Source organism: Roseiflexus sp. (assembly GCF_057785375.1).
Map to the genome: position 1 here is coordinate 116,937 of NZ_JBYNRX010000091.1, position 23,038 is coordinate 139,974.

The 23,038-nt window shown below is 60.0% G+C and carries 27 protein-coding genes; 15 read left to right on the forward strand and 12 right to left on the reverse strand.

Annotated features, from left to right (window positions below; translation table 11 throughout):
* The first annotated feature begins 565 nt into the window (after positions 1-565).
* Positions 566-1,930 (forward strand): hypothetical protein, encoded by a 1,365-nt coding sequence (locus AC3EA7_RS17860; RefSeq protein ID WP_488615423.1) that lies wholly within the window; start codon positions 566-568, stop codon positions 1,928-1,930.
* A 41-nt stretch (positions 1,931-1,971) separates the two neighbouring features.
* Here the strand turns inward: AC3EA7_RS17860 and AC3EA7_RS17865 are convergent, their stop codons facing one another.
* The 4 genes from AC3EA7_RS17865 to AC3EA7_RS17880 all read right to left on the reverse strand — a co-directional run bounded on the left by AC3EA7_RS17865 (position 1,972) and on the right by AC3EA7_RS17880 (position 4,602).
* Positions 1,972-2,355 (reverse strand): response regulator, encoded by a 384-nt coding sequence (locus AC3EA7_RS17865; protein WP_488615424.1) that lies wholly within the window; start codon positions 2,353-2,355, stop codon positions 1,972-1,974.
* A gap of 220 nt (positions 2,356-2,575) precedes the next feature.
* Complete coding sequence (locus tag AC3EA7_RS17870) at positions 2,576-3,250, reverse strand: CpsD/CapB family tyrosine-protein kinase (protein ID WP_488615425.1); 675 nt, start codon at positions 3,248-3,250, stop codon at positions 2,576-2,578.
* A 37-nt stretch (positions 3,251-3,287) separates the two neighbouring features.
* Positions 3,288-3,977, reverse strand: a complete 690-nt coding sequence (locus AC3EA7_RS17875) for a YveK family protein (RefSeq protein ID WP_488615426.1) — start codon at positions 3,975-3,977, stop codon at positions 3,288-3,290.
* A 1-nt stretch (position 3,978) separates the two neighbouring features.
* On the reverse strand, positions 3,979-4,602 hold the full coding sequence (locus tag AC3EA7_RS17880; protein ID WP_488615427.1) for a YveK family protein: 624 nt from the start codon (positions 4,600-4,602) through the stop codon (positions 3,979-3,981).
* A gap of 5 nt (positions 4,603-4,607) precedes the next feature.
* Between AC3EA7_RS17880 and AC3EA7_RS17885 the strand changes: the two genes are divergently transcribed.
* Positions 4,608-4,871 (forward strand): hypothetical protein, encoded by a 264-nt coding sequence (locus AC3EA7_RS17885; RefSeq protein WP_488615459.1) that lies wholly within the window; start codon positions 4,608-4,610, stop codon positions 4,869-4,871.
* Here AC3EA7_RS17885 and AC3EA7_RS17890 read toward each other — a convergent pair.
* A complete protein-coding gene (locus AC3EA7_RS17890) occupies positions 4,852-5,037 on the reverse strand; it encodes a hypothetical protein (RefSeq protein WP_488615428.1) in 186 nt (61 codons plus the stop codon). The genes AC3EA7_RS17885 and AC3EA7_RS17890 overlap by 20 nt on opposite strands.
* 165 nt (positions 5,038-5,202) lie before the next feature.
* The gene (locus AC3EA7_RS17895) at positions 5,203-6,309 is read right to left on the reverse strand and encodes a glycosyltransferase (RefSeq protein ID WP_488615429.1); all 1,107 of its coding nucleotides are present in this window, start codon (positions 6,307-6,309) and stop codon (positions 5,203-5,205) included.
* Between the two features lie 583 nt (positions 6,310-6,892).
* Here AC3EA7_RS17895 and AC3EA7_RS17900 point away from each other — a divergent pair.
* Together AC3EA7_RS17900 and AC3EA7_RS17905 are read left to right on the forward strand one after the other, a co-directional pair.
* Positions 6,893-7,804, forward strand: coding sequence for a DinB family protein (locus AC3EA7_RS17900; RefSeq protein WP_488615430.1), 912 nt, complete (start codon positions 6,893-6,895; stop codon positions 7,802-7,804).
* 19 nt (positions 7,805-7,823) lie between these two features.
* Complete coding sequence (locus tag AC3EA7_RS17905; protein ID WP_488615431.1) at positions 7,824-8,513, forward strand: hypothetical protein; 690 nt, start codon at positions 7,824-7,826, stop codon at positions 8,511-8,513.
* A 132-nt stretch (positions 8,514-8,645) separates the two neighbouring features.
* On the opposite strand, the gene AC3EA7_RS17910 is transcribed toward AC3EA7_RS17905, so the two are convergent.
* A complete protein-coding gene (locus AC3EA7_RS17910) occupies positions 8,646-9,431 on the reverse strand; it encodes an LOG family protein (protein WP_488615432.1) in 786 nt (261 codons plus the stop codon).
* A 134-nt stretch (positions 9,432-9,565) separates the two neighbouring features.
* Between AC3EA7_RS17910 and AC3EA7_RS17915 the strand changes: the two genes are divergently transcribed.
* Both AC3EA7_RS17915 and AC3EA7_RS17920 read left to right on the forward strand, forming a co-directional pair.
* Positions 9,566-10,246 carry a response regulator transcription factor gene (locus tag AC3EA7_RS17915; RefSeq protein ID WP_488615433.1) on the forward strand — a complete coding sequence of 227 codons (681 nt, stop codon included), beginning with the start codon at positions 9,566-9,568 and terminating at the stop codon, positions 10,244-10,246.
* Between the two features lie 41 nt (positions 10,247-10,287).
* On the forward strand, positions 10,288-10,641 hold the full coding sequence (locus AC3EA7_RS17920; protein WP_488615434.1) for a hypothetical protein: 354 nt from the start codon (positions 10,288-10,290) through the stop codon (positions 10,639-10,641).
* Between the two features lie 107 nt (positions 10,642-10,748).
* On the opposite strand, the gene AC3EA7_RS17925 is transcribed toward AC3EA7_RS17920, so the two are convergent.
* The gene (locus AC3EA7_RS17925; protein WP_488615435.1) at positions 10,749-11,567 is read right to left on the reverse strand and encodes a biotin--[acetyl-CoA-carboxylase] ligase; all 819 of its coding nucleotides are present in this window, start codon (positions 11,565-11,567) and stop codon (positions 10,749-10,751) included.
* A gap of 186 nt (positions 11,568-11,753) precedes the next feature.
* Here AC3EA7_RS17925 and AC3EA7_RS17930 point away from each other — a divergent pair, with 186 nt between their 5' ends.
* The 9 genes from AC3EA7_RS17930 (at position 11,754) to AC3EA7_RS17970 (ending at position 17,876) form a co-directional block, all read left to right on the forward strand.
* Entirely contained in the window at positions 11,754-12,338 is a 585-nt protein-coding gene (locus tag AC3EA7_RS17930) for an ANTAR domain-containing response regulator (protein WP_488615436.1), read from the forward strand.
* A gap of 10 nt (positions 12,339-12,348) precedes the next feature.
* Positions 12,349-12,975 carry a hypothetical protein gene (locus AC3EA7_RS17935; RefSeq protein ID WP_488615437.1) on the forward strand — a complete coding sequence of 209 codons (627 nt, stop codon included), beginning with the start codon at positions 12,349-12,351 and terminating at the stop codon, positions 12,973-12,975.
* Positions 12,976-13,242: 267 nt separating this feature from the next.
* Entirely contained in the window at positions 13,243-14,220 is a 978-nt protein-coding gene (locus tag AC3EA7_RS17940) for an NAD-dependent epimerase/dehydratase family protein (RefSeq protein ID WP_488615438.1), read from the forward strand.
* A gap of 161 nt (positions 14,221-14,381) precedes the next feature.
* Entirely contained in the window at positions 14,382-14,759 is a 378-nt protein-coding gene (locus AC3EA7_RS17945) for a hypothetical protein (RefSeq protein ID WP_488615439.1), read from the forward strand.
* A 121-nt stretch (positions 14,760-14,880) separates the two neighbouring features.
* A complete protein-coding gene (locus AC3EA7_RS17950) occupies positions 14,881-15,078 on the forward strand; it encodes a hypothetical protein (protein ID WP_488615440.1) in 198 nt (65 codons plus the stop codon).
* Positions 15,075-15,488: a type VII toxin-antitoxin system MntA family adenylyltransferase antitoxin gene (gene mntA, locus AC3EA7_RS17955; protein WP_488615441.1), complete on the forward strand. Its 414-nt coding sequence runs from the start codon at positions 15,075-15,077 to the stop codon at positions 15,486-15,488. Before AC3EA7_RS17950 ends, mntA begins: the two co-directional genes overlap by 4 nt.
* Positions 15,478-15,885 carry a type VII toxin-antitoxin system HepT family RNase toxin gene (gene hepT / locus AC3EA7_RS17960; protein WP_488615442.1) on the forward strand — a complete coding sequence of 136 codons (408 nt, stop codon included), beginning with the start codon at positions 15,478-15,480 and terminating at the stop codon, positions 15,883-15,885. Before mntA ends, hepT begins: the two co-directional genes overlap by 11 nt.
* 226 nt (positions 15,886-16,111) lie before the next feature.
* Complete coding sequence (rfbC, locus tag AC3EA7_RS17965) at positions 16,112-16,687, forward strand: dTDP-4-dehydrorhamnose 3,5-epimerase (protein WP_488615443.1); 576 nt, start codon at positions 16,112-16,114, stop codon at positions 16,685-16,687.
* A 337-nt stretch (positions 16,688-17,024) separates the two neighbouring features.
* Positions 17,025-17,876 (forward strand): ABC transporter permease, encoded by an 852-nt coding sequence (locus AC3EA7_RS17970; RefSeq protein ID WP_488615444.1) that lies wholly within the window; start codon positions 17,025-17,027, stop codon positions 17,874-17,876.
* A gap of 432 nt (positions 17,877-18,308) precedes the next feature.
* On the opposite strand, the gene AC3EA7_RS17975 is transcribed toward AC3EA7_RS17970, so the two are convergent.
* The 4 genes from AC3EA7_RS17975 to AC3EA7_RS17990 all read right to left on the reverse strand — a co-directional run bounded on the left by AC3EA7_RS17975 (position 18,309) and on the right by AC3EA7_RS17990 (position 23,037).
* The gene (locus AC3EA7_RS17975) at positions 18,309-19,394 is read right to left on the reverse strand and encodes a Gfo/Idh/MocA family oxidoreductase (protein WP_488615445.1); all 1,086 of its coding nucleotides are present in this window, start codon (positions 19,392-19,394) and stop codon (positions 18,309-18,311) included.
* Between the two features lie 15 nt (positions 19,395-19,409).
* Entirely contained in the window at positions 19,410-20,876 is a 1,467-nt protein-coding gene (locus AC3EA7_RS17980; protein WP_488615446.1) for a sugar transferase, read from the reverse strand.
* 40 nt (positions 20,877-20,916) lie between these two features.
* Positions 20,917-22,269: an NAD(P)/FAD-dependent oxidoreductase gene (locus AC3EA7_RS17985; RefSeq protein ID WP_488615447.1), complete on the reverse strand. Its 1,353-nt coding sequence runs from the start codon at positions 22,267-22,269 to the stop codon at positions 20,917-20,919.
* A 390-nt stretch (positions 22,270-22,659) separates the two neighbouring features.
* Positions 22,660-23,037: an EamA family transporter gene (locus AC3EA7_RS17990; RefSeq protein WP_488615448.1), complete on the reverse strand. Its 378-nt coding sequence runs from the start codon at positions 23,035-23,037 to the stop codon at positions 22,660-22,662.
* Position 23,038: the final 1 nt, after the last annotated feature.

A 23,038-nucleotide genomic window follows, 5' to 3' on the forward strand; every position in this document is an offset into this window, starting at 1 on the left:
CCGCCGTGCCCTGTGCGCGTGGGCGCGCCTCCGGCGCGAAAATGCTCCCTTTCGCGCATGCCTCGTGCCCGGTCCACTGTGCCCCAGGCGCGCCAAGCGCGCGCCCCTACATGCCGTTGCCCACTTTGCGTCCGCCACGTTCAACGTCTGCGCCTGTAACCTTCAATCCCCATCGCATCTGTTGGACATATCGTGTCAGCAACGAATCACGCGAACGTCAGCCCGCTTGTATCGGATGGCGTCTGATGCTCGGCTATAATAGTCGCGGTCGGCTGCTCATGTCGCTGAACGTGGCAGCAAGCGCCTATCCAAGCACCATGCGCCTGCCGTCATCGCCAGGAGTGCAAGCGAAAGCGGGGTCTTCTGCTGAGCGGGGAGATTGCTTCGCGTGCGATGATGCTGGTCTCTTTGGGTCTTCGGACAGGCTCGAAGCAGGCTTCTGACGAGCGGAGAGATTATGTCGCCGCGCTCACGATGACGCCCGCCCATTGGTGATTCGGACAGGTTTGCAGACCGGGTATCGATAGCGCAATGGAGTTTCATTCAGGACCAAAGGAGTAACGCAGTGAAGATTCCCTTTTTGTATCGGCGTCAGCTTACGCTCATTCTGCTGCTGGGCGTATTGACGCCGCTGTTCGCCGCATGCGGCGGTGCGCCTCAATCGTCGGGAACGGCGCCGCCGACGGCGGCGATCAATGCGCCGACCGCGCCGCCCGTCGTCTCGCCGGCCAATCCGGCGGCGCCATCGCCAACCGCAATCGCAAATGATCCGACAGTTGCGCCTACCGTTCCGGCGCCAACTGAAACGCCGGTCGAGTTGACGTTCCCGCTGACGTTGCCACAGACCGAACATGGGGTGGTGACGCACCTGTACTACACCGACCGCGAACGGGTGCTGACGCTGACGGAAATTGCAGGGTATACCTGGGTCCGGCAGCAGATTCAGTGGAAGGATATCGAAGGACCGGAACCGGGTGATTACAAATGGGGGGAACTCGACAACATCGTCAACGATGTCGCAGCGCGGAATCTCAATCTGCTGATCAGCGTCGTCAAAGCGCCCTCGTTCTACAATCCGACCAATGGTCTGCCGCGTGACCCGGTGACAATGGGCAATTTTGTTGAAGCGATGGTTCGGCGGTATGGCACGAAGATCAAGGCAATCGAAATCTGGAACGAACAGAACCTGGCGGTCGAGAACGGCGGACGGGTGACGGTCGAGGATGCCGGGCACTATGTTGAAATCCTGGTGGAATGCTACAAGCGGATCAAGGCAGTCGAGCCGCGCATTTTCGTACTGGCAGGCGCGCCGTCGTCGAGCGGCGTCGATGAGCCATCGCTTGCGGTTTCCGATGAGCGCTACTACCGCGCGATGTACGAGTACAAGGGAGGGTTGATCAAGGACTACTTCGACGCGCAGGCGGTCCATCCCGGCGGCGCTGCCAACCCGCCCGACACCCTCTGGCCCGAAAAGCCAAGTTATATCGAGGGGTGCAAACCGGCGCCGGATCGTTGCTGGAATGACCATCCGACGCACTACTTCCGCCATGTTGAGAATGTGCGCAAGTTCATGGTGGAAGAAGGGGTCGGCGATCATCAGATCTGGATCACCGAATTTGGTTGGGCGACGCCCAATGACACGCCAGGGTATGAGTTCGGCAACTATGTGTCGCTCGAACAGCAGCGCGACTATATCATCAGCGCGATGCGGCGGATTGATGAACTGTATCGCACCCCCGACGGCAAACCATGGGTGGGGGTCACCTTTTTGTGGAACATGAACTTTGCCGTCCTCTGGGGCGCGCAGGGGAAACCGAACCACGAGCAGGCATCGTTTGGCATTCTGAACCCGGATTGGAGTCCGCGTCCGTCATTCCTGGCGATCCAGAGTTATCTGGCAGAACGCAAGCGGCGGTTGGGAGGAGGTTAGGGGTTATAGGGATTAGGGGTTAGGGATTGGATCCTTAACCCCTAACTCAACACATCACGCACAATCTGTTCGAGGCGGTCGAGGGGGAAAGGTTTCGGCAGGTAATAATCGACGCGCTGCTCGCGGGCGCGTTTTTCCAGTTCGGGGGTCGCATATGCCGTGATCAGGACGACGCGCGTATCAGGGGACGTCTCTTTGATGGCTGCGGTCAGTTGCAAACCGTTCATCCCCGGCATATTGTAGTCGGTAATGACCAGCGGCACCGGACGTAGCGCAATCTGTGCCAGGGCTTCTGCACCGCCGGTCACGGTGACGATATCGTAGCCGCCGGTGAGATCGCGCATAAGGCGATGGAGAATGATGAGAATGTCGGGTTCATCCTCCACCAGAACAATCGCCGGATTTCGTATCGGGTAATCTGGCATAGTGCGATCTCCGTCGCTGTCTTCAGAGGGCGACTATCTGCTGCTATACGCCGGATATGCTCTGGAGACGCCTGTGGTTTCGTATATGGATGATGAGTTGCGCATGACCATCAATTACTGGCGCCACGTTTGCAAGGCACGACGCATATCTCGATCACTTATTCATCCTTATCATAATACCGCTATTGTATCACAGGGCGTGAAGTCGGGCAACAGACCCTTACCCATAGTATCCGTATTCACCATCGAAACGCGCCCCATTGAGCACCACGCCAATGATGTTGGCTTTGACCTTTTCCAGGATTTCGCGCGCCCGCCGCGCCCGCTCGCGCCGTGTTCGCCCTGCCTCGATTACCAGCAGCACGCCGTCGACGCGTGTTGCCAGCACGGCTGCATCGGTCACGGCAATAACAGGAGGCGTGTCGAAGAGCACCATATCCGCCATGCTGCGCAAGCGCTGAATCACCGCTTCCATGCGCCGCGAACCAAGAATGTCGGCGGGGCGCGGCGGCAGCGGACCGCTCGCCAGCAGGCTCAGCCCTGGCACGCCTGTCTCTTGCAGCGGCGGCGGTGCATCGTCCTGCGCCAGGATCATATTCGTCAGTCCGACATCGTTCGACAAGCCGAACAGGGTATGCAATGATGGCCGACGCAGGTCGCAGTCCACCAGAATGACGCGCTGCTCCGCCTGTGCGATGGTCACCGCCAGATTCGCCAGCGTTGTGGACTTCCCCTCATCGGGTGCAGTGCTCGTCGCCAGCAGGGTATGCAGCGGCTTGTCGAGGCTGGAGAACTGAATATTGGTGCGTAACGTCCGGTAGGCTTCCGCTGCTGCTGATCGTGGATCGCGCAGGGCAATAAGCGGAGAATCAACGTATCCGTTCGTCTGACTCATCTCCCTTGTGTTCTTTTCATTCACTGCTTTGTCTCATTCACCGTTTTGTCGCCAGCGCGATGCTGCGAGTATCGCTGCCGGTCGCAGGGATGGCCCCCAGCGTCGCCAGTTGCACATGGCGTTCGACATCGTTCGGCGTTTTGATGGTGTCGTCGAGGGCTTCGAGTATGAATGCTAGCAGGATGCCCAGCACCAGCCCAAGCACCGCCCCGGCGAGCATGTTGACACGGGTCTGCGGACGATGCAGCACTGGCGGTGTTGCCGGTTCGAGTACGGTCATGCTAATCCGGTCGGTTCCTTCGAGGAAGTTGTTGCGCGCGCTGACCAGCGCCACCATGTTGTTGCCAATGGCGTCTGCCAGCCGCTGCGCTGTTGCCGGATCAGGATAATCGACCTGCACGATCATTTTGCGCTCGTCGGGGCGCGGCTGAATGGCGACACGCCTCAGTAACCACTCTGGCGTCCGGTCGAGTTGCAGTTCGTCGCTGATCTTCTGCAACTGCGGTCGCGCCAGCGCCATCTCGCGGAAACTGCTCATGCTGTTCTGCAGCACAATCGACAGGCCGTTGTCGATCCGGTTCGGCACAACCAGATAACTCGCCTCGGAGCGATACACACGCTCCTGGAGACGGCTGAATATCAGGGCGCTGGCAACCGCAACAATTGCTGTCAGGCCGATGATCCACCAGCGGCGACGCAGCACAGCCAGGTAATCCGTAAGTTGCATGTTATCCTCCTTCGCGCAATGGCAGGGCGCGCGACGTTTCCCAATAGTGCATTCCAAGTGCCAGTAATGCGCCTGCCAGCAAGCCGGCAAGCCCACGGAGCATTGCCGTCATGAGTGCTGTGGTCCAACCATTCGTTCGTGTTGCCGGACCAGGCGATTCGAGCACAACCACGTTGACCAGCGGATATTCCGGTGTTGCTGCCGGATCGCCCCACAACGCCAGCCCGCGTTGTTGAACCAGTTCGACGGCAATGGTTATCAGCGCTTCGGAAAGCGCCGGATCATCGGTTTCCGCCCATATTTGCACCACCCGCCGCTGATTCGACGCACCAAGCGACGCACGCACCTGATCGGGCGGAAGCGATATGCCGGCGCGCGCCAGTGCGCTGCTGACTTCGGCGCTGAACGGTACGCCCTGCACGATTGCAGGAAGATCATACGCCAGAGCGTCTTCGGTGTCAAAACGCCGGTCCTCGCTGCGCGTGATCAACAGGCTGGCGGACGACCGGTAGTGCGGCGGTTCGAGCAGCGCCAGTCCCAGACTGAGCACGGCGGCGATGATGGCCGGTGCGATGACCAGCAGCCAGCGGTGATGCAGGATGGTGATGTATGTGGGAATGGTCATGAGAACTGAGAACCGAGAACCAAGAACTGAGAACCGAGAACCAAGAATTGAGAACCGAGAACCAAGAACTGAGAACCGAGAACCGAGAACTGAGAACCGAGAACCAAGAACTGAGAACCGAAAACCAAGAACGACTGGTACATGTTCACACTTCATTCCCGGGAGCGAGGGCATCTTGCCCTCGAATACTGACGATGGCGGGGCACCCTCGCTCCCAGGTTTGTAGAGTTACCCTTACTCTAGAGCCTGTTATGTACTTTCGACCATAACGGGAATGAACCACGCTTCGACCCGCTCAGCGCATCGCGCTTCGACCCGCTCAGCGCATCGCGCTTCGGCATGCTCAGCGCATCGCTTCAGCATGAGCGGTTCGACTGCGCTCACCGCACGCAGCGCACAGGCCAGACCATGCCATCCCGCCACGGTCTCCGGCAACCGTTCATCATTGCGTGCCAGCCGGCGAACGCGCGCTATCCAGGCGAAGCCCCGCTCAACGACCCCCTGCCTCTGCCCCCCTGCCCCCCCGCATGCGGAGGGCAGGGGGGGCGCCGGTGGCGCGTGGGGGCGCCACCGGTGTGTGGGGGCGCTGGCGGCGCGCCCCTACGAGGCGCAACCTTCCGCTTTCCCGCTTTCAATGTGCGCTCCAATGAACGACCGCATCCGTTCCACGAATGTTTCCCGGCCAAACTGTTCGGCGTGACGGCGGATAATGTGTGCATCGTACCGTTCTGTGAACGTTGCGACGAGCGCGTCTATCAGCGCCTCGACCGTCTGCACGCGGAAGAATCGCCCGGTTACCCCCTCAACGACCGTTTCCAGGGCGCCTCCGGCTGCATACGCAATCACCGGTCGTCCGGCGGCCATGGCTTCGAGCGGCGCAATGCCAAAATCTTCCTCGCCGGGGAAGATGAAAGCGCGACAACCGGCGAAGAGCGCACGAAGTTCCCCTTCGCTCACGCGCCCCAGGAACTCGATGGTCGGTCCTGCCATTGCCTGCAACCGCGCGCGATCCCGACCATCGCCAAAGATTTTGAGCGGCAGCCCCAGCCGCGTGCATGCCTGAACCGCAAGGTCGAGCCGTTTGTAGGGGATCAGACGCCCGCCTGCCAGGAAATAGGCGCCCGGCGGCGTTTCGCACCACGGCGGGAGCTCCACCGGCGGCGGAATGACGACCGCTTCACGCCGGTAGTAGCGCCAGATGCGTTGTGCGACAACGCGCGAGTTGGCGATGAAGGCGTCTACCCGCTGCGCCGATACGACATCCCACATGCGCAACAGCGCTAGCGGCAGGGTCAATGCCGCCTGTCGCGCAGCGCCGAACTCTTCGCGCGCAAGGTAATCCGATGTACGCCAGGCGAAGCGCATCGGCGTATGGCAGTAGCATATGTGGACGCAACCTGGTCGCGGGATAATCCCTTTGGCAAAAGCGCTGCTGCTGCTGATCAGCAGGTCGTAGGCGCTCAGATCAAAACTCTCGAACGCCAGCGGGTAGAGGAGCACATACGCACGAAACAGGCGACGCCAGGCAGGGAGGCGCTGCATCCAGGACGGGCGAATGTCCCACGTGCGGCAGGCGGGGGGCATGGCATCCGGATCGTAGATCGACGTATAGATCGGCGCTGCGGGAAACAGATCGTGCAGTGCATCGAGCACCCGCTCGGCGCCGCCATACTGGTTGAGATAGTCGTGGATGAGCGCAACGCGCATAGTGGAACTTCTGGCATTCCGCATCTTACGGCGCTGTTCGCCATCTGATGGAATGCACAATAGCCGGGTATTGCCAGGTTCGAGTTGCCGGCTCATTATACCCGGTATTGGGGTGCGGTCATGGATTGGCAGGAGTGACGCGGTCGCCTCGCAGACGAGCCGCGTGACGGCTCTTTTTGCCTTCGGCAGCGCGGCGCTTATCTTCTTTTGACGGGTGCAGGCATGATTTGTCAAGAAACGACGCTGTGGCTGCCAGCGATTGAAATCGCCCCTGGTGGTCCTGCGGCCGACCGTCCGCCTGCGCGGACGGGAACGGCGGCGTCCACGCAGGTGGACGCCCGGCGGAACGCCTCCCCGGCGCGGCTTCGGTCGCCAGCCCAGGTGCAGCGCAGCAGGGACGCGTTTTCTTGCCGCCTGACAATTCATGCCTGGACCCTCTTTTGCCCTCGATCGGGGGCGCCATGCTGCCGGAGATGAGGTACAATGCATACTGGACAATTCCGGTGTACGAACCTGGGCTATTGCCATATGACCGACTCCGAGCACGAAGCGCGCCAGATATTCGCCCTGGCGAGCATGGGGCATGTTGCGTATCATCTGTGGGCGGAGCATGCGCGCCGGGAGCGACGTTTCAACATTGCGCGCCGGGCATGCGTTTCGTCGTCTGGGTTGGGTGCGCTCGACGGCGGAGAATGTCGCCAGCGCGTTTTCTGGTGCAGTGATCGGCGACATCGGGGCTGATCGAATCACCGACGTAACGCCGTTTGCGCGGGAATTGCTTGCACGAGCGCAGTGCGCCATTGGCGAGGGGCGCGATCTGCGCGCCAGTGAACTCGGTGATCTGTTCGTCTGCACGACATGCGGCGAGATCTGTGAAGGCAAGCTCGAAGGCGCTTGCCGGAACTGCGGCACAGTCCCCGAAGCGCACAAGGCATTTCGTGCCATCGAAGCCATGGGCACGCTCGGACCGCACGCGATCATGGCGTTTCTGGAGCAGACGGAGGATGCGCTGCGTGCGCTTGTGGCGGGCCTCGACGACGACCCGCTTTCGCGTCGCCTGAACGACGCCAAGCCATCATTGAAGGAGTTGATCGGTCATCTCGCCGATATGGACGCCGTCTTTCGTCAGCGCGCCTGGTTGCTCCTCGAAACCAATCAACCGACGCTTTCGCCTGCGCATCCGCCGGCGCTCGAATCGGCGGCGGTATACCGCGATCAGCCGGTTGACGCCGTGCTCGACGCCTACCATACGACGCGCACGCAGACGTTGAATCTGTTGCGCGGGTTGACCAGCGCCGCCTGGCGTCGTGAAGGTCGCCATGAGGTGTACGGCGTCATCAATCTGCTCCACCAGGCGAACTGGCTCATTTCGCACGAACGAGCGCATCTCGTCGAAATGGCGCAGATCCGCCATGATCTGATCGCTGCCGATCATCGCTATGGTGAGGCAAACGTTGCCAATATCGTTGTGACCGGTTCAAACGAAGGTGAATAACAGCACCGTTACGTGGCGTATGAAATCTGCCGACCAACCGTATGACATTGATGAAATCGCGCCGGGGCGGTTCATGGTGCGCGATCCGCGCGCCAATACATTGCTGAAGCGCGAGGGCGACCTGGAGGGGCGCTGGTTCACGCTCCGCTCCTGGCGACGTGAGGGGTTGCTGGCGCGGCTGCGTGAGCGCGGCTTTCGAGTGCGCACCCTTGAAGACCGTATTCGCGCACTGCCTCCGCTGCCGCCACGGCAGCCGTGGGGAAGCGCTTCCTGGCATCCGCTGCCCGATGGCGAGCGATGGAGTGTCTTTGATGCTCAGCGCCTGGACTGGGTTGCTGCGCCGGTCGAAACGCGCAACGGCCTCGATGGATGCGTCGTGCATCAGGGACAGGTCATCCGGCGGCGGCGGGGGCGTGGTGTGCCGCGCTATGCGCAGGTTGCCGCAGGCGCGACGCTGCGCGCGATCAATGAGACCGAAGCGCTGCTTTGCGGGTATGCGCAGGCAATGAAGCCAACCCTGGCGGCGCAACGCACTGGGGAGCGCATCGCGCTGCCGCCGCAGCCGCTGCCGTTGCCGCATCGTCGTCTCCTGCATGGGCTGGCAGTCGATATCGTTGACCATCGCCCGGTGATCACGCCAGATGCCTGGCCGCTGGCGCAGGCGATCTATGAGCGGCTGGGCGTTCGTCTGGTGGTAGACGTAGGGTGAAGGTGACGTTCTTCCGTCAAGACCCTTGAGGTCAAGCCGCGTCTGAACCAGAGGCGGAAATCATTCCGCCGATGACGTTCCCGTGCAGAGATGAGATCTCGGTAGAGACCTCAAGGGTCAGGCAGTTTCACCTCATTCAGATCGTCGTTCCAACACGCGACGGGTGACTTCGTGCGCCGCCGCCTCGGTTCCGGCGCGCCACTGCGCATCATACGTCGATCGTACAATCAGGTCGCGCACATCCTCGATCGAGTCGCTGATGATCAGCAGATCGACGTCGGCGGCTGCGATTTTGCGCGCAGGCAGCACCGTTTCGCGCAGCCAGGTCAGCAGGCCGCCCCAGTAGGCGCTGCCGAACAGGATGATCGGAAAATTGCGCACCTTTCCGGTCTGCACCAGGGTCAGCGCCTCGAACAGTTCATCGAGCGTCCCGAAGCCGCCGGGAAAAATAACGAACGCTTGCGCGTACTTGACGAGCATCATCTTTCGCACAAAAAAGTAGCGAAACGTCACCGATGTATCGACATACGGATTGAGGTGCTGCTCGAAGGGGAGTTCGATGTTGAGACCGACCGAGCGCGCCCCGGCTTCGCGTGCACCGCGGTTCCCCGCCTCCATGATGCCAGGTCCGCCGCCGGTAATGATGGTAAATCCCGCTTCGCCAAGTGTTCGCGCCACATCAACCGCTGTCTGATACAGCGGGTCATCAGCGCCGACTCGCGCTGAACCGAAAATGGTGACGGCCGGACCGACATCCGCCAGCGCTTCGAAGCCATCGACGAACTCCCCCATAATGCGCAGCACGCGCCAGGTGTCAGAGCTGAGAAAATCGGTATTGGCGCGCGGGCGCGCCAGCAATCGCTCGTCTTCGGTTGGGCGCCGGTTGCGCCGTGTGCGCCCTCTGGTTGCATTGTCCATGGGTTGTGCTCCTGTAAACGTGGTCGTAGATGACACCTTTGTAATGTTTTGGTAATACACCGCCGTATACTGAATCTCGATACGGCGATTATCTCTTGAGAGAGACCGTAGTTGGATAGCGTAAGGAGAATCTAATGGAGATCGTGGTCGCTGACGATGATCTGGCGAGCGTCAAACTCACGTCCTTTCTGCTCGAAGATGCCGGATACAGAGTCATTAAAGCCTACGACGCAACTGGCGTGTTGCAGGCGATCGAACAACGCTCACCCGATCTGGTGTTGCTCGATGTAGGTATGCCGAAGATGAGCGGCTTCGACATCTGCCGCCAGATCCGCCGGATGTCGGACGTACCGATTATTTTCGTCACCGGCAGCGGACAATTGCAGGATCGCGTGACCGGTTTGCAGATCGGCGGTGACGATTATCTGGTGAAACCGTTCGAACCGGCCGAGTTGCTGGCGCGCGTCGAAGCGGTGCTACGGCGGCGCAACAGCGATATGGTCAACCCGGTGACGCGCATTTCGCAGGGACCACTGACGCTCGACCCGATCGAGCATACCGTACTCTTCGAAGATGGTCGCAGCGTTGTGCTTACTCCGATTGAATTTCGCCTGCTCTACTACCTGATGCAGAACTCAGGGCGTGTATTGAGTCCCAGCCAGATTCTCAGCAAGGTATGGGGATACGACTATGAAGGCGAAAGCAATCTGGTCGCCGTCTATGTTCGCCGGTTACGCGCCAAGATTGAGCCCGACAGCGAATCGCCGCGTCATATTATCACCGTGCGTAATCTGGGGTATAAGTTTGTCGCCTGATCGTAACATTTCGTTCTTGTGATGAAAAGCGCGTGGGAACCATGCCACACCCATACGAACTTGCACAGACCTATGCGCCGCGTCCTGATTTTGCAGAACGCATTGCCGCCATCGCTCCAACGACGGGTGAATTCTGTCGGCTCACCGGTTTGCCGTATGCCACCTATATGCGGGTTCTGCGGGTAGGACGCACCAGCAAGCGAACGGCGCTGCGGATTGCCAGAATATATGCACTGGCAAATGACCAGGTTACCATCCGGGAAGCGCTCGATCTGCTGTTTGTACCGCTTCCAAGGGTGGTGATGGAGCCAATCCCCGGCACCAACCGTTTCCGGCGTCGTGCTGACGATTCCTCCAGTGCACAATCGACGGTTGGTGGTCGCACCGGTACGTGACGGATTTCGGGGGCGCCTGGTTGCTGCCAATCCGTTGAGGGATGTCGGGGCACGTCTCAGACCTGCCCCGACGAACGTTGCCGGGCCATTCGGAGGGGTCGGAATGGTCAAAAGCCCACGTCTCCAGTGTGCACCGTGTGGAGAACGCCAGCATCGTCACGTAGCAACAAGGCGCCGTCTGGTGCGACATCTTCTGCGATGCCGCACAATTCGCCGCCGGGCAACATGACCGTTACCGGTTCACCTATGCGCGCCAGGCGCGCGCGCCAGTCGGTAAAGAGCAGTCCGCGCTCACCTGATTGAAGCTGCGCGTAGCGTTCATCGAACGTTGCTAATAATGCTTCGAGCAGGGCGGAACGGGAGATGCGCTGACCTGCCGCCGCACTGATGCACGTCGCTGTCTGGTGCAGGTTGCGCCCGTTGACCGTGCTGGCCGGCGCCTGATTGACATTCACCCCAATTCCGACGACAGCCCACTCGATCATGTCACTGGCAACACTCACCTCTGTTAAAATACCGGCACTTTTGCGCCATTCACCATCGACAAATAACACGAGGTCATTAGGCCACTTGAGGTGTGCGCGCACGGAAGCAATCTGCTCGACCGCCTCGCACAGCGCAACACCGGCCATCATCGTGAGCGAGAACGCCTCGGCGGGCGGCAGCCAGGTTGGGCGCAACAGGATCGACAGCAGCAACGCATCGCCATATGCCGACACCCAGTTTCGTCCGAGGCGGCCACGCCCTGCTGACTGTTCTTCCGTCAGCACGACCAGTCCTTCGGGGTAGCCGTTGCGCGCACGCTCCCTGGCGATGTCGTTCGTTGACGTCACCCGTTCATAGCGCATAAACATGGCGCCGATGACACGCGTGTCGAGCTGGCGTCGGAGTACAGTCAGATCGAGATCTTCAGGAAGTGGACTCATTATTGTTCCCTCAACAACGTGTCTTTCAGTATATCATGCCCCAGGATTGACGCTATCGCAATTCTTGACCGTTGCTCTTGCCTTATGCTATACTCTGACATTGTACTGTATCGTTGCAATTGTTTGACAAATGCTGGCTGCCTCCCTTTGCGCAGACAGCGGTTTCTAGCATAGAGGAGAGGACCTATGTCCCAGCAGCTACGCCTGGTGATTGCGGATGATGAGTCGATCATTCGTATGCACTTGAAGGAGACGCTGGTCGGTTTGGGGTATCTGGTGGTTGGCGAGGCAGGCGATGGCGTTAGCGTCATCAATCTGGCGCGCGAATTACGCCCTGATCTGGTGATCATGGACATCCGAATGCCCAAACTCGACGGCATTCAGGCTGCCAAAGTACTGACCGAAGAGAAGATTGCTCCGGTACTGTTGCTGACCGCCTATTCGGATCGGGAACTGGTTGATCGCGCACGCGAGGCGGGCGTCGTCAACTATGTGGTCAAGCCGTTTCACGAAGGTGAACTGCTTCCCGCGATCGAGATCGCGCTGGCGCGGTACAACGAGTTCCGCGAGATGGACAAACAGATCAACGATCTGAAAGAAACACTGGAGACGCGCAAGCTGGTCGAGCGCGCCAAGGGCGTGCTGATGGATACGCAGGGTCTCAAGGAGCATGAGGCGTTCCGCAAGATCCAGCAACTCTCCATGAATACGCGCAAGTCGATGCGCGAAATTGCGCAGGCTATTCTGCTGACGGCGCAGATCGAGAAGTAATGCGGTATTCGTGTCTGAGTCTGTTACGAGTTCGGGACCTGATGTTTCTCCGCCATCGGGTGCATCTCAGGCGGTGCGTCTGCTGCGGGCGGCGTTGCCCCACGCAATCACTGCGCTTGTTGCTGTTGTGCTGACATTGGGTATTCAGCGCTTCCTTCCGTCGGTCACCCACGATGCAGTTCAGCCGGCGGTACAGGGGACATCAATCATCCCGGCGCCTTCACTGCTGCCAACCGCTGATACGTTGCCTACTGCCGGCGCTGTGCCTTCGCCGCAGCCAACCGAAGCGCCGCTTGCCGCTGCGCTGACTCGCCAGGAGGTGATCGATCTGCGCGCTCAGGATGATCGCTTGTGGGCGGCGATGTATCTGATGCGCGCGCTCAATCATCTGGCAGACGCCGAAGCGTCGTTGCGCGTGAACGATTTTGCCCGCGTCGAGCAGATTCTAACCGCCATCGATGATGCCCTTGCGCAGGCGTACACGCGCGCTGCCGATGCTGACCGCGATCCGATTGCACAGATCCGCCGCGATATCGGCAGTATCCGCGAAGACCTCTACCTGCGACCAGAGGGGATGGACGCGCGCATGGCGCGAGTGCGTCAGGCGATCATGACCCTGATCGAAGCGCGGCGGTGACACCATTTGAATGCCGCCCCCGGGTCCATGACCCGCGCGCGTTGGTGGCGCGCCACGCGCCCGCCAAGACGCCAGGGTAGGGGCGGGTCTCAGACCCGCCCCCGAGTGTGAGACCCGCCCCCGGGTCCGTGACCCGCGCGCGTTGGTGGCGCGCAAGTTTACAGTCAGGAAGGCGAAGCAAGGCGAGGGGCATGCAGCGAGAGGAGTTGATGGTAGGAAGGCGAAAAGTGAAAGGTTGTCTCAACCCCTAACCCTTAAAGGCGGTACATGGCACAACGCAGCATTCTGATTACCGGCGGCGCAGGGTTCATTGGCTCGCACCTGGCGGACGCATTGATTGCGCGCGGCGACCGGGTGGCGATTATCGATGATCTCTCCACCGGCGCAGTGGCGAATATTCGTCACCTCAAAGGACATCCGAACTTCAGTTATACGCTCGATACCATCGCTAACGAAGCCGTTCTGGCGGAACTGATCGACGAGAGTGATGCGGTTGTGCATCTGGCGGCGGCAGTCGGGGTGCAACTGATCGTGCAAAGCCCGGTGCGCACGATTGAGACCAATGTGAACGGCACCGAACTGGTGCTGCGCTGGGCGGCGAAGAAGGGCAAGACGGTTCTGCTTGCCAGCACTTCTGAAGTGTACGGCAAAAGCGAGCGCGCGCCGTTCCGCGAAGATGATGACCTGGTGCTCGGTCCTTCGACGATGGGGCGCTGGAGTTACGCCTGTTCAAAACTGCTCGATGAGTTCCTGGCGCTGGCGTACTACAAAGAGCGCGACCTTCCGGTGATTATCGCGCGCCTGTTCAATACCGTCGGTCCACGGCAGACAGGGCGCTACGGCATGGTGCTGCCACGTTTTGTGCGCGCCGCGCTGCGCGATGTGCCGCTGCGCGTCTACGGCGACGGTCAGCAGACCCGTTGCTTTTGCTATGTTGGCGACACGGTGCGCGCTCTGATTGCCCTGCTTGACCATCCCGACGCTATCGGCACGATCTTCAACGTCGGCAACCCACAGGAAGTGAGCATCCTCGAACTGGCGCAGCGCGTGGTGCACCTGGCGCACAGTTCCTCGCCGATTGTGCTGGTGCCCTATGAGCACGCCTATGAAGCCGGGTTCGAGGATATGCGACGTCGTGTGCCGGACATTTCACGTCTCACGGCGCTGACCGGCTTCCGTCCGACCCTCGATCTTGATGACATCATCCGCACTGTCATTGAGTATGAACAGGCGCACGGAACGTAACCACGAGGCGCCCTTCGATTGCATCGCTCGCTTTCGGGCATGAGGACGCCGGTACAGGCAAGGCGTCGCCTCGCCCCATCGCCCCTTCTCCCCGCTTCGTCATGCTCAGCGCATCGCTTGTGAGAGAAGGGGGTTGGAGAGATGAGGGGAAAACGGGTATCGTGACACTGCCAAACGTACCGCTTGCAATGACACCGGTTGCGCCGATTGCGCAAGCAAGCCCCTGTGAGGCTCACGTTCTCATACTAATGCGCGGTCATTCGTACAATACTGCCGGGGTGCTGCGGGCTGAAGCCCTCGCTGAGGATATGGAAGCCCTGGTGGGGCTGCTGATGCCAGGGCGCAGTCTGCGTCCACAACACGACTGCCGGTGCGCACGGCGGGATGCCGGGGTGCTGCGGGCTGAAGCCCTCGCTGAGGATATGGAAGCCCTGGTGGGGCTGCTGATGCCAGGGCGCAACAGTGTTCACAACACGACTGCCGGTGCGCGTTGTGAATCATTATGCCTTGCGAACCGGGTGCGCGAACATCTTGTCTGACTGACCGCAAGGTGGTATCAGTACAGGTTTTCGTCCGACGCTCACTGGTGTGATATACTGAGATGCTGATGACCAACGCCATCCAAACCGATCCTGCGGCAGGCGGCGAAAGTTTCAGAGTGTGCCCAACGAGCTGAACGTCGTGCTTGACGATGAGCAGAACGCGCTCGCCAGGAAGCAGCAGTCCGCGCCGACGTCAAATCGCGCCCGTCGGGGGGCTGCTCGTGAAGCAGAACGCGCCTGGCAGGAGGTCGAAGCGTGCCTGCATGCGCTGGAAGATGAACTGCGCCGTCTGCGCGGCGAGGAAGAGAGACCATGAATGCAGTGCTACCCGTCGAGGCGCTGGCGTCCTGGTGCAAAACACAAGGCATCGCGCTGTGTGTGTTGTTTGGCTCACGGGCGCGAAGAAGCGCGCGACCTGACAGCGACTACGATCTGGCGCTCAAGCCTGTGCATCCGCCAGCGCCGCTCGACCGCGTTGCCTGGCAGGTCGAACTCGAGGACCTGCTGAGCGCACACGTCAGCCTGGTGCTGCTAACCCCCGCCACTGACCCGGTGCTTGGGTGGGAGATCGCACGAGACGGGCAACTGCTCTACGAACGTGATCGTGGGTTGTGGATGCAGGAACGGGCGCGTCTCTGGCATCTGTACAACGACGCGCTTCCATTCCGCCGCGCTCTTGCCGAGTCGCTGCGGCGCTACGCTGATGAGGTGTTGCGTGGCTCGTGACGTCTTGCTGCGCAAACTGGCATACCTGCGGCAGTTGCTGCGTGATCTGGCGCCATTCGAACAGATGAGCCGCGCCGGGATCGAAGCGCACCACTATACCATCGAGCGTATTCTGGAATTGTTGGTCGGTGCAGCGGCGGACTTGCTGTTTCATATTCTCGCTGAGTGTGGGCGGGCGCCGACCTCGTACAGGGAAGCCTTTCGTCTGGCGGCGCAGGAGGGATTGCTGCCGGATGATCTGGCGGCGCGTTTGCAGCAGGCGGCTGGTATGCGCAATGTTCTGGTGCATTTCTACGAAATGATCGACTATGACATTCTGCAGGCCAGTATTGCGCCAACACTGCGTGACTTCGCCCTGTTCGTCGCTCTGGCGGAGAAGTGGGACACATCGGAGTAGTGTGGGCGAACGGCGTCGATCAAGGGGCGAGAACGGTTGAAGGTGGGAATGGGCACGTTATGCGTTGAACGTAGCAAGACTGCGCGTGGCAGGCTGAAATGCCCCTGATCGTTGAGGTCTACGCTGTGGATCGTTCTGTTCGCCCTGCTGCGACGTTGCACGACCTCAAGGGTCCTGGCAGAATGTTGCAGGTTGACAGTGGGAAGGATGGACGCAACACACGACCATGCAATTCACCATTCACAAAACTCCATTGCCCGGCGCAGTGATCATCGAGCCGGTCTGTTTTCGTGATGAGCGCGGCTTTTTTCTGGAGTCGTGGAACTACCGCGATTTTGCTGCGCACGGCATCGAGGTCAGTTTCGTGCAGGACAATCACTCGCGCTCGGTGAAGAATGTGCTGCGCGGTTTCCACTATCAGGATATGACCGCGCCGATGGTTAAACTGGTGCGTTGCACGTTGGGAAGCGTTCTCGACGTGATTGTCGATCTGCGGGTTGGATCGCCCACGTTTGGGGGCTGGCATGCCGTAGAACTGACAGCGGACAACATGTTGCAGTTACTGGTTCCAATCGGATTCGGCCACGCATTTCTCACGCTCTCCGATGTGGCGGAGATTCAGTACAAGTGCAGCACATACTATGCCCCATCTGCCGAAGGAGTCATCGCCTGGAACGATCCTGACATCGGCGTTCCCTGGCCCGTGACCGATCCAATCCTCTCGCAGCGTGACCGGAAGGGAATGCGGCTGGCAGAGTATCTCGCCCGACCTGTATTCAGGTTCGAGGACGTGGAACGTTGACGGTGGCGCCTGGTGGAAAGGGAAGTCAGGCGAGAGGTGAGAGGTGAGAGGCGAGAGGTGAGAGGTGAGAGGCGAGAGGTGAGAGGCGAGAGGTGAGAGGCGAGAGGCGAGAGGTGAGAGGCGAGAGGTGAGAGGCGAGAGGTGAGAGGCGAGAGGCGAGAGGCGAGAGGTGAGAGGCGAGAGGTGAGAGGCGAGAGGTGAGAGGCGAGAGCGTTGATGGCGGGCAGGGAAGGAAGGTGAACGCATAACTTCTTGCCGACGCACAAAGCAACAATGAGGCGAATAGTGGGCAGGGGAAGGAAAAGGTAAACCCCTAACCCTTTTACAAGGAGTCTCCATGGCAGCTCTGGTTTCCGCTCGTTCTGAAAGCATTGTCACATTACTCAACCCGGTGATCCTGGCGCGCAAGTTGTGGCGTCACCGCGACCTGATTGTGCAACTGACGCGGCGCGAAATTGAAGGGCGGTATCGCGGCGCCTACCTGGGCATCCTGTGGTCACTGGCGCACCCGCTGTTGATGCTAGCGGTCTACACCCTGGTGTTCGGCGTTATCTTTCAGAGTCGCTGGCCACAGGCGCGCACCGATAGCCTGGCGGACTTTGCGCTGATCCTGTTCGCCGGGTTGTCGGCGTACTCCTGCTTCAGCGAAACCGTCGGTCGCGCTGCCGGCGCGGTTGTGAGCGTGCCGAACTACGTCAAGAAGGTTATCTTTCCGCTTGAAGTGCTGCCGATCAGCATCCTCGGCTCGGCACTTTTCCATATGCTGATCAGCATCAGCGTGCTACTTGTGGTGCATCTGGCGATCGGCGGCGGCATGCCGTGGACGGTTATCCTGCTGCCGCTGGTTAGTCTGCCGCTGATATTCCTCAGCCTGGGGCTGGCATGGTTCGTTGCCAGCCTGGGAGTCTACATTCGCGATGTGGGGCAGGCTATCGGAATTGTATTGCAGGTGATGTTCTTTCTGACGCCTATTTTCTATTCGATTGAGATCATTCCGGAGCCGTTTCGCACGCTGGTGTTGTTCAACCCCATGGCGCCGGTGACGGAGAATTTCCGGCGGGTGCTTCTGTGGGGGCAGTTGCCCAGTTTCCCCGGCACGCTGTGGTGGATATTGGGGACCGGCGCGGTGATGATGCTGGGGCATGCCTGGTTTATGAAGACGCGCAAAGGGTTCGCGGATGTGTTGTGAGCGGAGCGGCCGACGTTGCCTGATCCTGTCGAAGCCAACGTCAGCCGCAAAGTGGAAGCCGCTGGGGCTGCAGATGCCAGTGCGCAGTCGTGCGTCCACGACACGATTGCCGGTGCGCGTTGACCGTTGCGCCTTGCGAACCAAACCCTCGAACATCTTGTCTGACTGACCATTATTTAGAGCCTATCCCGATAATCGCTGACTGAGGTGCGACCAGGTAGGCGAAGGCATTGCCTTCGCCTACCCAACGATCTTTTTCGGATAGGCTCTTAGTATAAGAAATGCTGCACTTATGAGGGTGGCGTCGCGCCTCGATACCTCTCGCGCCTGAAAAGGGTTGCCACCTGGCCGTGCATGTCTGGCTCCCACCGTGCGCAAAACACCGGAGCGGCGCATTGCGCTGCTCCGGTTGCCACAGACCTCGATCCTCTGCTAGGACGTTGCGCCCACCTCCAACTCAGCAAACCGGCGACGATGCGGTTGGAGCGGTTCCCAGACCTCACCGTGATCATCGACTGCGCACAGGGTTTCACCATAGGCGCCGGATTCGACCAGTTTCTGTGCGACCATCAGCGCCAACAGCGCGTCTTCCGGGCGCACCGGTGCCGGACCGCCACAGCGCACCGCGGCGGCAAAGGCTTCGAGCTCGGCGCGCAGCGGCTCCTTCTTGTTGACCTTAAAGCGGATCATACGCCCCTCGGTGACGCCCATGAGCGCCGCCTGCGGCCATTCCGCGCCGTAGGGCGCCAGATCATTCTCGTAGAGTGTCAGGTCCTGCGTAATGTAGTTGGCGACGAACATCCCCCGCTCGCCGATGACCGACAGTTCGCGCACTTTATTCGGCGACAACCAGTTGATGTCGAGCATGCCAATCACGTCATTTTCGAAGCGCAACACTGCCGCAAGCAGGTCCTCGTGCGCGGTGTGAAGACGCCGACCGATCTCGGCGTGCAGTTTGGTGACGATCGAGTCGGTCAGGTAGTGCATAATGTCGAGATCGTGCGTCGCCAGGTCAACGACGACGCCGACATCCTTGATGCGGCTGGGGAACGGACCGATGCGGCGTGAGGCGATCTGATAGACGCGCCCCAGTGCGCCGTGATCGAGCTGCCCCTTCAGGGCAATGATCGCCGGGTTGAACCGTTCGATATGACCAACTGTGAGCAGCACACCGGCCTCGTGCGCCAGCGAGATCAGTTCCGCACCCTGTGCAACGGTGGCAGCGATCGGCTTTTCGACCAGCGTTGCAACTCCGGCGCGCAGCGTGTCGCGGACGACCGCGTAATGATGCTCGGTCGGCACGACGACGGAAACCAGGTCGAGCTGCTCTCGTTCGAGCAGTTCACGATAGTCAGTGTAGCCACGCACCCGAAATCGCTGCACCAGTCGTGTGACCGTCTTCGGATCGATATCGGCGACCGCAACCAGTTCGACATCGTCCATTTCAGAATAGACGCGCGCGTGGTTGAGACCCATAATGCCCGCGCCGATCAGCGCTGCACGGAGGATTTTCGCCATAGTGTCACTCCTTGCTCAGTAGGCTCCGCGACCGGTCAGCATCGCCGGTATCGTCTGGAACAGAATGTGCAGGTCGAGCCAGATCGTGTGGTTACGGATGTAGTGCATATCCAGGCGCACCCGCTCTTCGTAGGAGAGATCGCTGCGGCCGCTCACCTGCCACAAGCCGGTCAGTCCGGGTTTCACGGTCGAAAGGTTATGCTGCCATTTGCCAAACTTTTCGAGCTCCTGGCGCGTGATCATGCGCGGACCGATCAGGCTCATCTCCCCCCGCAGCACATTGACCAGCTGCGGCAGTTCGTCGAGGCTGTACTTGCGCAGAAAAGCGCCAATCCTGGTCACACGCGGATCGTCCTTCAACTTGCCATGTTCTTCGAGTTCACGCTTTTGCTCAGGCGTCAGCAAGCGATCGCCATCGATGTGCATGGTGCGCAGTTTGAAGGCATCGAACTCGCGGCGACCCTGGCCGACCACCCGTCGTCGGTAGATGATCGGACCGGGTGAGTCACGCTTGATGAGATAGGCGACCACGAGGAAGAAGGGGATCAAAGCCGTCAGCGCCATGGCAGCCAGGGCATAATCGAGCACAGTTTTGGCAATCAAATGGATGCCGGTGATCCGCGTTTTGTTCAGCACCAGCAGCGGTACAAACCCTTCTTCCCGAACCCGCACGCCGGTCGTCAGAAGTTCGAACAGGCCCGATGCAAGACGCACCTCCACATCCTGAAAGGTGTCGAGGGTGCTGCAGAGCGAGAGCAACTGCTCACGCATCATCGCCGTATTGGCGACAATGACAGTATCGATGTCGTGCTGTTGGATCTGGAAAGCAAAGGAGGTGGACGAGCTCAACACCGGAACGCCAGGAATCGGTTCGCTGCCAATCGGCAGATAGTCGTCGATAAAACCAACAATCTGCATGCCATTGGTCTTGGCTGATCGCAGTTGTTCGACGATTGCAATCCCTTCAGGATTGGCGCCAACGATCAGCGTGCGATTGACAAACCGCCCCGCCTGACGCTGCGCATAGACAAACCGGCGCACCATAAAGCGACCGGTAATGCCGAAGACAACCAGTAATCCCCAGGACAGAAGCAGGAACCCGCGCGCGACGACAAACTCAGGAACCAGGAAGCTGACAATGATTACGAGCAAGACGCCGTTGGTGACAGCATTGAACACGCGGGCATACTCGGCAGTCCCGCCCAGCAGATTGACCGGATGGTACAGGCCGTATGCCGCAAACAAACCAAGGTATACCGGCGTCATCGCCAGCACAACCATCGCATAGAATTCGGGATTGACCCATCCCTCACGGAAAATCGGCAGATCGCTCCAGAAGCGCACTGCGTAGGCGACCGCGAAGCTGATGAGCACCGTCAGCGTGTCGTTGACAACTAACGCGCCTGTCAGCAACCAGCGATCGGCGCGCCGGACAGCGCCACGTGGACTGGCATACGTCGCAACTTCTTTATAGACAGCCATCGGCACTTCTCCCTGGTTCAACGAGTTGCTCCATGGTTCATCAGGCGATAACCGCCTGCTGTGGTTCTTCCAGCGACTGCACCGCCTGCTCGATGACCTCCGCCGCTCGCGTTGCATGCGCGACCGCTGCTTCACCATTCGTCAGTTGCGGATAAATCTGGCTGCTGTTCACCAGATACAGCCCGGCAATGTCTGTGGTAAACGGCGGAATATTGTCGGTGCGCCCGATGGGATGAAGCGGCTCAACATAGCGTTCCCGACCGATTCGTACCGCAGCAATGTCATCGGATCCCAGGTCGGGGAACATCTGCCGCAGATACACCAGGAATGATCGTTGCAGCGCTTCGTCGTTCATCTGGGCGAACAGATTGTCGGGCGCCACGTATTTCGGCAGATAGACCAGGTGATACCCGTTGGTGAACTGCCGGTCGATCAGATTGGTCGTTTCGATCACGCCAGTGAACGGAATGTGTTCGTCGGTGATGTTCAGCGTGTAGTAGGGCGAGAGCGACCGACGCAGCACCAGGAGCATACAGACAATGCCCAGGTAGTCTTCCAGCAGGCTCCAGCGGGCATTGACGCTGGCGGCTTCAGGCGGAAGTAATCGGCGCGCAATCGGCGTCTGCAACGTGAGTACTGCGCCATCGCTATCGATATCTCCGTCACTCAGGCGCAGGCCGCATACCCGACCATCATTCACACGCACCTGCTGTACTGCCGCGCCGGTCGTAATCTGTCCACCGCGCGCTGTGATCGCCTTCGCCAATGCATCGATCACCATTGCGTATCCGCCTGGCAGAAAACACATCTTCTCCACAGCGCCGCCCTTTTCGCGGGTATCGGTCGTGCGCACCAGACGCGACCAGATGTACGTTGCCGGCACGTTGTCGAACCCGCCATCGAATTTGGCGCGTAGCAACGGCTTCCAGATGTGCTCCACCGTTCCGCGCCCGCCAAGTTTCGTGAGCCATTCGACCACCGGGATCTGTTCCAGTGCACGCCAGTCTTTCACCCGGCGCGCCTGCAGAATAGTCAGCCCCAGGCGAAACCGATCAATTGGCGAGAGTGGCGGAAAACGCAGAAAGTCGAGCGGGGTGGACATCGAGTAGAGTTTGCTATCGTGGTAGAACCCCATCGATGTTACGGTCATGCGCAATTCGCTGCGCAGGCCCAATTCATCGAACAGGCGCATGAGCGTGCGGTCGCTGCTCAGAATGGCATGGTAGTAACGGTCAACTTCCAGACCATTGAGCTCATCGAAACGGGTGCGCCCCATCAACCCGCCCAGTTCACGGCTCCGTTCCCAGATTCGCACGCCAACACTGCGTTTGATCAGGTCGTAGCCGAGCGCAAGACCCAGAATGCCGCCGCCTACGATGTCTATTACGGGCATAGTGCTGATACTCCTGTGGCTATGGGTCGCCCCTGTTGTGGCTGTACTGTACCAGCCCGCTTTGAAATCAGAATGAACTGCTCTACGCTGCGTATAAATGTTAGTTAAGGTGACAGGCAGCGCCAGGGAATGGGGTGCGTGCGAGGAGGGCGGCGCCGCGCGTGATCAGCACCTTTCAGCGGGGCAGGGCGCAGGTGACGGTCATCGCTGGGGAATGGGGTGCGTGCGAGGAGGGCGGCGCCGCGCGTGATCAACACCTTTCAGCGGTGGCAGGGCGCAGGTGACGGTCATCGCTGGGGAATGGGGCGCGTGCGAGGAGGGCGGCGCCGCGCGTGATCAGCACCTTTCAGCGGTGGCAGGGCGCAGATGACCGTCACCTGCGACAGAGCCTTAACTCCGCGCAACCAGGATGACGCCGACGCAGATGACGACCAGCCCGATCCAGCGCAGCGGCGGAACCGCTTCGTGAAGCAACAGCCACGAAGCCAGCGTGATCAGGACGTAACTGAGGCTGGCGAAGGGGTACACGTAACTCAGATCGGCGCGGTTGAGCGCCAGCAACCAGAAGAACACGCCACCGAAGTAAATGGTCAGACCAATAAGGATGTACGGCGACATGATGATGCGCATAATCAGCGACGGCAACGCGGCAATGCTGATTTCGAGCGCACCCAGTTGCGACATGCCGACCTTCAGCAGCAGTTGACCGGCAACGCCTGTGATAGTTGGTATCAGAATCAGGATAAGCGTAAGCATCATCGGGGTCATG